1 protein-coding gene is annotated in these 261 nt (G+C 67.8%); it reads right to left on the bottom strand.

All coding sequences use genetic code 11. The features are described from left to right. Nucleotides 1-261 (bottom strand): FAD-dependent oxidoreductase (locus I4Q58_RS15515; RefSeq protein ID WP_203296823.1); only part of this gene is annotated, 261 nt, incomplete at both ends.

Below are 261 nucleotides of genomic sequence, written 5' to 3' on the forward strand. Positions count from 1 at the left end.
GGGTTCGAGGTAGTGCTGACGCCACTGCTGTCCGGTCGGATACGTCTCGCCGTCGGGAGCGCTCCACCCGTTCTGCTCGAGAAGGAGGCGGGCAGCCGGATCGACCAGCTCTGACCAGCGGGAGAAGAGTCGGACATGATTCCATTCGGCGATCGCGGCACCGGCGACGGCGCCGCGCTCGAACACCAGCGACGTGAGTCCTCGTTCACGCAGTTGCGCGGCGGCGGCGAGGCCGATCGGTCCGGCTCCGATCACGACAAC

Source organism: Luteirhabdus pelagi, from assembly GCF_016827595.1.
Lineage (GTDB): Bacteria > Bacteroidota > Bacteroidia > Flavobacteriales > Flavobacteriaceae > Luteirhabdus > Luteirhabdus pelagi.